We start from the raw sequence: 7,072 nt of genomic DNA, 5'->3' as shown, positions 1-7,072 counted from the left end.
TTAATTTTCCGGATTGGTATGAGTTACCATTAGCACATCAATAGTAAAACCAGACACTCAATAAAAAACCACACATCCCATTGCTGAAATATGTGGCTGTTTAGATCTGTTCTGCTACGAACTTAGATAAGTTTAGGGGTTACTCCATATCACCTAACAAGTAATCTTCATCGCTGCTCACTACTGCGCCGTGCTTCAAGAAGTTCTTACCTAGGATCATGCTGTATTCGAAGCGAGAGCGGTCTTGAAGGTTTACCCTTACTTCTTTCTCTAGGTCTCCGAGCTTAACCTTCATTTCTACCACAGGGCGAATGTTCACCTTCTCGCCTTTCTTGGCTTTGATACGCATTACATCAATCACTGGCTTGGTGAAATCTTGCTTATCGCCTTGGTTGTTTTGATAGGTAAAGCTCACCATGTCTTGGCCATCTTTCTTAAATCGTTTGATGTTGACTGCGTTCATTGAGCTTACATCCGCACCAGTGTCGAGCTTGGCCGGGAACTTCATGCCGTTCACTTCTACTACTTCAATATGCCCAACTTTAAACAGTGGTTCGGCTTTCAGAAGGTAATCAGAACGCGTATTAACGTAAACGCCCTCTTTTGCCATCTTCTTGCCTAAAATAAAGTACGCTTCTTTCTCATTTGTATTGAGCACGTCGATGGCGAACTCTTGCGTACGCACTTTTCCAGACACCGCAAACTCACCACTTACAACCGGACGAGTATCATCCCCGACTTTAAGCTTCTTAATAATTGGCTTGGTCACCTTCTGCTTCTCACCATTTACATCCGTAAGATAAAATTCAACGGAAGCATCTTTGCCTTTACCTGTCATTTCAAAACTGTCGACCTTCAGCAAAGGCGTATTGACAGTGAAAGAAGCCACAGCCTTAAGCGGGAAATCATCTAGGGTGATGTCCTCTTCCGGAGAGATAATCATAGGCTCACCAGACTCAGCCACATCACTAAAGTTCTTTGAACCTTCGGATAAAATATTCTCAGCACTGGTATCAATCATGAAGAGTTCGCTGGCTGTGTTGGTTCCAAATCTCAACTGCGACTCACTACTCGAGCGCTCACGTAGGTACACCAGAACGTCTTTAGTCGTGTTTTCATCGAGTTGAACAGGCACATACACCAAAGGTCTCTTCTTACCGCTCACGCTTAACATACGAACCAACGGCAATGTCATCTCTTTTTGCTTGCCGTCGTTGTCGAACATATCAAACGTCACTTCACTGTTCTTCTTATCTATATCGATGTCTTTTGCATGAAGGATGCTGTAGCGATTTTTTAATGAGAAGGTCGCGTTCATCGCCATTCCAGAGATAGACACCACCTCTTTTCGGCCAACAACGGTCGCGTTCTCTTGCTCTTGTAAATAGTCATAACCTGCAAACACCAGCGCGTTATCCGCAAGGAAGGTTTTACCAATCAGCACTGGCGCAGAGAAGTGGCTTCTGTCGGTCAGGTTAACGTCGGTTTTTAGCTCTTGGTCTGCAATGGTGAGCGACATTTTTACGGTAGGGCGATGCAAAGGCGTGCTGCTGGTGCGGCTGCGTATCATGCTGACACGCTCTAAAGGCGCTTCGATTAATACCATGTCTCCCGTCCGCGGGTTTTGAACCTTAAAAGAGACCACAGCTTCATATTTCGCAAAGGTACTGCCATCCCAATCATCGTAATCAACATCGGAATTGTTCAACAGGTCTTCGGTTAACGCCGCCATCAACTCTTGGTCTTTGAGATTTTGGTAATCGGGATTAGAGCTCTTCACATGAATGTCTTCAGCATGCATAGAAGTGGTTTCCGCACCGGTATCAATTTTACCAATGAAAGGAACGTCTTTTAGCCCTTGAACGCTAGATAGGTACACGTTCTCAGTGCGGCCTAATACTGCTTTACCATCGAGTTCGTAAGTCGGGTTTTGAGTGGTAGGTGAAGTATCAGTAGCCAAAGTATATTGTGAAAAAAGTAGAGTGCTTAAAAGAGTTAGAGCCAAAGGTATCTTTTTCATTAGTTGGTCCGTTGTGATCAGTTCACTAATAATACTGGCGTTTCAGCGAAGAGTTCCCCCACCAGTAATGGTTCTCACATAACGTTAACGCTATGAGTTTTTCAATGACAAACCGATGACTTTGCGCTGCATTCGCTTATCGATTATTGACTAATGGATACCCAATAACCTTTTCAATGCTCGGTGTTCTATTGGAGAAATGAATACAAAAAAGGCCAACGACGAGCGCTGACCTTAGCTATTCAAAACACACCTGAAGCGAGTTTAACTTGCTAAAACACAAACGGTTCTAGATAAACATAGCACTAAAAAGTCCCGACTGTTTTCTTTGCACAGATAGCTCGAGCTTTTTCTGCGTCCTCACCTTTATTTTTGAGATAGCACTGTCGATAAGATTTGACGTAGCGCTCAAATAACACCTCGGCTTCAGGTTGTGGTTTAGAGAGCAGTTGGTTAACGAACTTTCTTGATCCAACCTCAAAATGCTGAGTATCGATTGGGCTATTCCAATCCCCTCCCCAGATCATAAATCCGTGATGGGCAAACAGCTCCACCACATCTTCAGCCATGCCGCGGCGTTCAATTTCATCACGAGCACGAAAACGAGTACGGTTCACATAACGAGTCGCAGATTGTGAAGGCTTTACCGTGATTCTTCCGTTGCTATCAAACTCTAAGAAAGGGTTTTGAACTGGGTTGATGTCGATTGCCACACCATAGGCATGTTTCGACCAACCTCCTCCGCCTGTAATAGGACGAGCGTTAAAGGCGCTACTGTTGTTCGCATCCATTGAGGCGCTATCATCACCTCTGAATTCACGCATTAGGCGAGCGGAATGAAGAGGAAAATTGCGCTGTTTGAGCTCTGAAAAGATTTGTTCAACAGCAGGCGCAATAACATCAAGCACGATCATATTGCCCTGTTGCGTTTCCCCTTTGAAACTAATGAAATCGAAATCCACTTTGGATAGTCGCTCACAACCAACGGGCGCACCACTACTCAAGACATTGTTCTTTTTCATCATGTCGCATTGCCATTGAGATATAGGAGCGACTTGGGCATAACTCACTGCACTGAGCACAGTGGCCAGACAGCCGACAATAAAACGTTTCATATCAAAAACTCAAAATAGTAAGAGTGAAAAGTAGCAGAAGTTGGAAAATAGCATATTAAGCCAAGTTGAGCGCACGCTTTGTTAGCGTGTTTTGTTCCAGTAAACAATCTCTCTAACTCGTCCGTTCTGATCCTTGTCAGCTTCTCCACCAACATCAGAAAGTTCAGGTAAGGTCGATAATTGCGGAGCGTAATAGGCAACTAACATAAGTACGAACGCATCGTAAATATCGTCTATCGCGGCGTCTTTACGTTTGGTATTTGAAATGGCCAACGACAAGCGGTCACACCATTGAGGGGATAGCTGCTGAATAATAGAAAGCCGTTCCTCTTTGCCTTCTTGCGTTCGTTTTGAAAACGTCAGCGGTTCGTCTTTCAATGCTGCAAACACCACTTCAGGATGTGATTCCCTGATAGAAAGATTGGGATGAGTTTCAATGAGCTCATCAAGCTCGCGAATCTTGGGCACAATTCCCCAAGTCTGTTTAGAAAACTTCTTATCAAGCTGCTCCACATTGGCATTACACGCCGCAATGTAATCGGTTTGGTAAACCGCCTCACGACACGGAACCGGAAACACCGAAGAACCACGTTTGCTGGTTAGAAAACGCCTTGCTGCTTTGTCACACAAGCGATCTGGAGTTTGTGCATCACTAAAACCAATAGGCATATCGATAAGCGCCGTTGAACCGATAAGATCACTCGCTAGCTCATCGAGGGTGTTTACCACTTTAAACGCAGGTATCTCATTGTCAGAGACAATCCAAGCGATCCAACCCGACTTGCAGCCATCAATTCCGATGTATTTCATTATGTTCTCGATGATTAGTTTGTTGAGGGTTATTTGGGATAACTAGCCCACTTAATGATCAGTGCCACTCACTAATCAGCAGTCTGCTTTTTACACCACGTACCTGCAAGCCCATTGCATCGAACACCTCTTCAAAGTCTCGACACTGCGCAGGGATGTTAGGTAACGAAAGCGCGGCTTCTGAAAAGAATTGTTGTTCAAAATGAGCCGAATCGTTCCAAGCGAGTTGCCACCACTCTAGAATCCTCGACTTAGACGAGCGCAGCTTTTCAGCCGTAGGAACTTTATCACTTTTACTTAAGTTCTCTTTGCTTGTAGTAGGAAAGAGGTTCCACTTATCGTTGTTTGGCCAGTAAGCGAAAGGCAAACAGTGATCAACGTGATACTCATTTTTTAATGATTTTCCACTCCACACGCTGACAATGTCTGCACGATCAGATCTAAGTTGCTCGACACGTTTACGCACATCGCGAGTATCATGGTTTTGATCGATCCATACCAAGCAGTCGTGATAAGTCTGTAGTGAAATGCTTCGCTGTCGGTTCAACTCGAAACGCTGCATCTCCATGACCCATTGATTCACCACCAGCGGTTCAATCCACGAGTGGTAGATTCTAAAGCACTCCCACAGGCTTTCATCGAGAGTAAAATAACCAAAACTTTCTAAGAACTCACTATCAATGACCAGTGATTCTCGGCTCTTCCGTCGTTTGTGAGGTGGGTATATATCGAATAGTCGGTTGTCTTTCGAGCCTTGATAAATGAAAGTCACAGGTCCTGATTTAATGGTGCTGATCGTTTGTGAAAATAGCTTTTGTAGAGCCTTAGCTTCATCGCCGAGAAACATAGCGCCTATCGCTAGATCATCAGCACTTAAGTGTTTGAGTTTATTCCACCCATCCTCTTTTACAAACCCAAGTCCCTTCGTTGTGTTGCTATTTTGCTGAATCCCTGCGCCTTCTATGTCGATATCAATCAGTCGCTTAAACTGCCTAACCCAATACAGAGCAACCAAGCCCACTGGTAGAGAAATTTTTCCATCAGTTCGATCAATCACAGCGCCTGAATGCGCATCAGCAATTCGCAGTAATGTTCTCAACAAAGCCAACTTGTATGTGGCCGACTTGTTGTCATTCACAATAATGTGGCGCACCTTGTTCAAATCACCGGAGCCATCATCTGGCAAGGTCATCACCACGGTTTGCCACCAAACCTCACAGCGCTTCAAGGTGTCTTGGCTGTTATCAACATGACGCACCAACAAAGCACTGTTCTTCGACAAACGCTCAAGCTCTTCAACCGAGACCTCATAACCCTCTCGGTCGTCTTGAAACTCCCCATGACGCAGAGTGATCACCAACTTGCCATTTGGAGCTAGCAAGTTAGACAACTTTCTAAATGCGCGCTCTCGATGAGACGGAGCGAGATGCATCCAAACCGCACTGACCAATATCAAGTCAAAACGCATTCCGAGGTTTTCAGTGCGGCTAAGCGAAGGCAGTGAATCATCAATCCAGGTAACACTTGGGCCTGTATATTTCGAGCCTTGTTCGCGTAATGAAGCACTTGGTTCTATCGCAATAACATCAGCTCCGGCTTTGTGCATCCATAGCACATCACGACCGCTCCCAGCACCGACATCTAATACTTTATCGCCCTCTAAAGGCCAATAAGCTTGCCAGCTTTTATGCACCGTCTCGAACGTCACTGAGTTGTACTGCTGGCAAAGTGTGTGAGCATTTTTATCGTAAAAAGGAATCGATGAGGACATATGCGCTATTGGAGTAAGGAGTCTATCTCAATAGTAATGGGGAGCTTAGGCGATTGCTAGCAGCTCATGCAAGTTCAGCCACACCGAGCAATATTTATCGTTAGTGACTGTTTTATATCAATATCCACCTAATGAGTTCATCAGGCGAGTCACACCTCGAATTGATCTCGTCAGAAAAACAAAAACAAAAACAAACAAGGTGCAAGCTGACGTGCGAACAGAGATAATTGTTTGAAGATGATTAACTCGCCTCAAGCACCAAACCGATAGAAAACTAATGAACACATACTCGCACATAGATACCCCATTCAATCTGCGCCACAGCTGTTGGTTTTGTGGTGAGCCTTCCAGTAACCTTGTTGAATTTCCTAAGACAGCGCAGGCAGTTGCCAAGATTGGCCATTCACCGATAGCACTGCCGGCTTGTAATGAGTGTGCGAGAATTAACTATTCAAAGAATCTGACCTCAATTTGGTCTGTGCGCGATCAGATAAAACACACTCTGATAGACAAGTACGCTAAGCACCTTGGCATCGGTGAGAACTGGACGGAGCAAGAGCTTATTGATTCTGATTTCTCGGGTTCGACGCTCGGTGGGTTTGGGCGCAGCGCTTGGAAGATGTATCAAATCGCCAAGCAACGCGTCGATTATAAAGGCTGGCCTTTGTCGGTTGATGACATCCCACTTGAGGTATACGACGAAACCAGTGGCTTTGAGTTTGACGGTACTCGTTATGCCTCAATCAATTCATGTATCGACTATTTCACCAAGGCAGCAGGCGTAGACAAAGAGCTGTTGTCGCAGCTTGTCGACATCGTTTCATCAGAAAGGTTTAGCTACGCACTGCGAATCGCCAAGCTGAACAAGAATGTCTCTAATACCAAGCGCTCGGAGATCGTCGAAGAGGTGCTGCAACAGGAGTCTGAACAAGAAGAGATACTGCTTGAGCAAGCTAATTCAATGTTTAACCCAAACGTCGAAGAGGTGAATATTTCAGGCTCAATAGCGCCTGTGTTTGCTATTCAGTGGGCCCTGGCTAACAAGGTTAAAGATTTAGCCCACCTTTGTGCTCTCGAAGATGAGTATTTTGACTATTTCGAGCACCTCGGCGGCCCTGCAGCTTTCATGTCTTATAACGGCCTACAACTCTACTTAGAATCGCGTCAAGATCCGGAATGGGTAGAAAAATCGGATCCAAATAAACAGTATTGGTGATCATGAGCCATTACTGGTGAACACGTGTAAGCTCGATAACTGTGTCAAACATCCATTGTTAGTCCTTGTTTTATATAAAGATCTAAAAATAGCCCCCTATCACAGTTAATTGTTGCAATTCGGTTAAATAGAGTGAAGAC

At 44.8% G+C, this 7,072-nt stretch carries 5 protein-coding genes; 1 reads left to right on the top strand and 4 read right to left on the bottom strand.

All coding sequences use genetic code 11. The features are described 5' to 3' along the window. Positions 1–139: 139 nt before the first annotated feature. The 4 genes from AB4185_RS21290 to AB4185_RS21275 all read right to left on the bottom strand — a co-directional run bounded on the left by AB4185_RS21290 (position 140) and on the right by AB4185_RS21275 (position 5,716). Positions 140–2,020: an ATP-dependent zinc protease gene (locus AB4185_RS21290; RefSeq protein WP_372135898.1), complete on the bottom strand. Its 1,881-nt coding sequence runs from the start codon at positions 2,018–2,020 to the stop codon at positions 140–142. A gap of 305 nt (positions 2,021–2,325) precedes the next feature. Next, positions 2,326–3,135 carry a M15 family metallopeptidase gene (locus AB4185_RS21285; RefSeq protein WP_029235636.1) on the bottom strand — a complete coding sequence of 270 codons (810 nt, stop codon included), beginning with the start codon at positions 3,133–3,135 and terminating at the stop codon, positions 2,326–2,328. 81 nt (positions 3,136–3,216) lie between these two features. Then, on the bottom strand, positions 3,217–3,945 hold the full coding sequence (locus AB4185_RS21280) for a DUF429 domain-containing protein (protein WP_017065619.1): 729 nt from the start codon (positions 3,943–3,945) through the stop codon (positions 3,217–3,219). A 58-nt stretch (positions 3,946–4,003) separates the two neighbouring features. Beyond that, positions 4,004–5,716, bottom strand: coding sequence for a class I SAM-dependent methyltransferase (locus AB4185_RS21275; RefSeq protein WP_372135897.1), 1,713 nt, complete (start codon positions 5,714–5,716; stop codon positions 4,004–4,006). A gap of 277 nt (positions 5,717–5,993) precedes the next feature. Between AB4185_RS21275 and AB4185_RS21270 the strand changes: the two genes are divergently transcribed. Further along, the gene (locus AB4185_RS21270; protein ID WP_372135896.1) at positions 5,994–6,932 is read left to right on the top strand and encodes a hypothetical protein; all 939 of its coding nucleotides are present in this window, start codon (positions 5,994–5,996) and stop codon (positions 6,930–6,932) included. Positions 6,933–7,072: the final 140 nt, after the last annotated feature.

Source organism: Vibrio sp. 10N.286.48.F5, from assembly GCF_041469785.1.
Classification (GTDB): Bacteria; Pseudomonadota; Gammaproteobacteria; order Enterobacterales; family Vibrionaceae; genus Vibrio; species Vibrio crassostreae_C.
Note: the sequence above shows the minus strand (reverse complement) of the source record. Positions and strands in the feature narration are given on the sequence as shown.

Bases quoted from the DNA above. Each gene is read 5' to 3' on its own strand.
- AB4185_RS21285 (WP_029235636.1), bottom strand. From the start codon at position 3,135: ATGAAACGTTTTATTGTCGGCTGTCTGGCCACTGTGCTCAGTGCAGTG.
- AB4185_RS21270 (WP_372135896.1), top strand. From the start codon at position 5,994: ATGAACACATACTCGCACATAGATACCCCATTCAATCTGCGCCACAGC.
- AB4185_RS21280 (WP_017065619.1), bottom strand. From the start codon at position 3,945: ATGAAATACATCGGAATTGATGGCTGCAAGTCGGGTTGGATCGCTTGG.
- AB4185_RS21290 (WP_372135898.1), bottom strand. From the start codon at position 2,020: ATGAAAAAGATACCTTTGGCTCTAACTCTTTTAAGCACTCTACTTTTT.
- AB4185_RS21275 (WP_372135897.1), bottom strand. From the start codon at position 5,716: ATGTCCTCATCGATTCCTTTTTACGATAAAAATGCTCACACACTTTGC.